This window comes from Candidatus Pantoea edessiphila (assembly GCF_002933345.1).
Taxonomy (GTDB): domain Bacteria; phylum Pseudomonadota; class Gammaproteobacteria; order Enterobacterales; family Enterobacteriaceae; genus Pantoea_C.
In genome coordinates, this window is record NZ_CM009559.1 from 1 (window position 1) to 3,166 (window position 3,166).

Below are 3,166 nucleotides of genomic sequence, written 5' to 3' on the forward strand. Positions count from 1 at the left end.
ATTAAATTACCATTAACTTAATTTCTTATAAAAATAACTTTATACACCTTTAGTAGAGTTTTAATTGCAAAAATGCTAGTTTTTGCAATTAACTGGCATAAAAAAAATAAAAATCATATAAATATTAAAATTACTAATCAATATAAAATTAAAATAATTAAGATATATTAATTTAATAAGTATTAGAAAATAATATATTATTAACACATAAATAATAATAGAATTTGTTTTTTACAAAAAAATTATTAAAAAATTGATTTTTATCATAAATAAAATTATTTTTTATCAAAATCTTTTTGAACTCTATTTGATTAATTTTTATATACAAAAATATTAATTTATAACTAAAAAATATAAGTTACAAATTTAACCATTAAAGTTAATAACTTACACTAAAAAAGTAATATATATAAAAACATTACAAATACATAAATAAAGAATAGTTTATCTCAAATCACATCTTATACTATAATTAATTTTAAATTAATTATTAGAAAAATAAAAAACTATGTATAAAAATAAAATTATCAATAATTTTTTTAGAGAATAAAATAAAAAAACCTCTTGATTCTAAATTAAATAAAAAATTAAAAAAGAACCAAGAAGTTATAAAATTAAAAAAACACTAAATACAAAAACATATACATTTTATAAAAAACAACAACCTAACATAAGTATAGCATAAAATGAAAAATAAAACTTCAATTATAATAAATCAAAAAATAAAAAAAGATAAAAGAAAAAGAGGCGATCATTCTACAAAATGCAAATGTCCCAAACCAGAATGGTTCGCTCCTGCAAATTACAAATCATTACCAGGAGAATTCGGACATGCAATGCGTAGATTAGTAATAAAAGATAAAGAAAGCGGCAAATCTTGTTTAAGACGCAGAATATCTAGAGATCCATACTTTTTAAACTTAAGAAAAATCGCAGGAAGAAAAAGAGATTTCAGACCAGACAAAAGAGCCCTCATAGATGCTATTTTTCCACTTTTAATACAAAAAGCTGATATAGGAAGTTGGATCGTTACAACCAATATAACTAAATTAGCTAATGAATTAAGCCCCAAAAATGAAAATAAGGATGTAATTCCAGAAACTAGAGTAACTCCATCTCGTTTATCAAGATTATTTCCCGAAATGGTACGTTATGGATTATGTGAATTACCTAATATAGAATGGGATCCAGTAGAAGAATACTGGATCCCACGCCACGTTATTTTAACAGAAAGATTTTGGAAATTATGCGGGATAAATATAAATAAACTGTTAGATCAAAGAAATAGACGTCTTAAAGCTGAATCTAAAGGAATTCTTGAGCCTGGAAATTATATTTCTTTAAAAACCGCTAGAGCTATATGGTTAGAAAAAATGAGATTAGCAACCATAAAATATAGAAGAGAAAAAGCTATAAGAGAAAAAAGGCGTAAACGTCTCACCAGCCTTCCTCTAGACCAACGTCGTTATATTATGGCTTCTTGGATTATTAATACCTATCCAAATCATATACTCTTAAATATGGATCCAGAAAGTTTTGATCGCTTGGTATGGAAAAATCTGAATCAACTTAAACTTGGTATTAGATGGGAACCAGGACCTGATAAATCCATACATTGATCTTATCTATTTTTAACACCAACTTACCAAATAACTATTTCAAGTAATCCTCCTAATTAAAGGATGGTCTCTTTTTTACCCTTAATATCTTTATAAACATAGATTCATTTAATTTTAATCCTGAAATTAAAATTTTTTCATTTAATAGATATAAAAAATTTTTATTCACATTTATCCGCAAATGAAATGTTTAATTAGTAGCAAACTAATTAAACATTTATCTGCAATATATTCCTGATCTATAGATCAGAAATAAATTTCATTAAAGAAAAATAATACTTCTATTAGCAAATATCAGTGAATAAAAAAGAAAATAAAAAAACGCTTCATTTGAAGCGTTTTTATTAAACAAAATAAAAATTAATATTTAAAAATACTTAAGAAGTATGATGTTCAATAATATTATTAGATTCACCTTGAACACCAATAGATATTTTCTGAGGTTTTTCCCTTTCAGGAACATCATAAGTAAAACGAAGAACTAATAAACCACTACATAAACTAGAATAATTTATATTTATTCTGTACTCAAGATTAAAACTCAAAGAAAACTCATTTTTTTTAATACCCCGATGTAACCAAACAATCGATTTTTCTTTATCTTTATCAGACTCTTTTTTATTAACAACGGGCTTGCCACTTATAATTAATTGATTATTAAGAACAGAAATATCTAACTCATCACTAGAATAACCAGGAAGACTAACCGTAAGCTCATAATTTTCTTTATCCTTCTTTAATAAATTATAAGAAGGTGTATCCACTAACGGCTTTTCGCCAGTAATACGACTAAATAAATTATCCATCTGAGTAAAACGATCAGAAAACAAATTATTACTAAATGACGGCATAAGAGAAAAAGAACGATAAGGCATATTATTATCCTCCTTTAACACTTAAAAATAACAATATAATTTCATATAAATCACTATTGGGATACTAAATATCTTTTCAAGTAAAACAAAAAATAAAAATTAATTTTCTGAAATTAAATTTTTACTTTTATTCAATAATCTAGATATAGTAGAAGGATGAACATCAAAAAATTTAGCTACATTAACCGCCTTTTTTTTACCTAAACTAATCATTTCTAAAGCTTCTTTTTTCTGTTCTAAATTAAGTTTTGGACGTCGACCTCCTATTCTCCCTTTATTGCGAGCAACTCTTAAACCAATAATAGTACGCTCACATAGCATAGCATGTTCAAATTCAGCAAATGACCCAACTATTTGCATCATCATTCGACCAGCTGGTGTTGTAGTATTAATTGTTTCGGTAAGACTTTCAAATTCAGCGCCAACCAATCTTATTTTTTCTAACAATATTAATAAATCTTTTAAAGAACGAGATAATCTATCAAGTTTCCATACTACTAAAACGTCTCCAGGACCCAACTGATCAATTAAACAAGTTAACCTAGGTCTATTTAAACAATCTGCTGACATAGTCTCTTGGAAAACTTGACAACAACCAGATTTCTTTAGCATAGAGATTTGCATACTATTATCTTGTTCTTGTGTTGATACTCTAGCGTAACCAATTCGCAT

General features: G+C 25.7%; 3 protein-coding genes. 1 reads left to right on the plus strand and 2 read right to left on the minus strand.

What is annotated here, in order from left to right; translation table 11 throughout:
• Window positions 1-686: 686 nt before the first annotated feature.
• Entirely contained in the window at window positions 687-1,619 is a 933-nt protein-coding gene (repA, locus tag CRV09_RS00080; RefSeq protein ID WP_136132115.1) for a plasmid replication initiator RepA, read from the plus strand.
• 377 nt (window positions 1,620-1,996) lie between these two features.
• Here the strand turns inward: repA and CRV09_RS00085 are convergent, their stop codons facing one another.
• Both CRV09_RS00085 and CRV09_RS00090 read right to left on the minus strand, forming a co-directional pair.
• Complete coding sequence (locus CRV09_RS00085; protein WP_136132116.1) at window positions 1,997-2,494, minus strand: Hsp20 family protein; 498 nt, start codon at window positions 2,492-2,494, stop codon at window positions 1,997-1,999.
• A gap of 99 nt (window positions 2,495-2,593) precedes the next feature.
• Entirely contained in the window at window positions 2,594-3,166 is a 573-nt protein-coding gene (locus CRV09_RS00090) for a recombinase family protein (protein ID WP_136132117.1), read from the minus strand.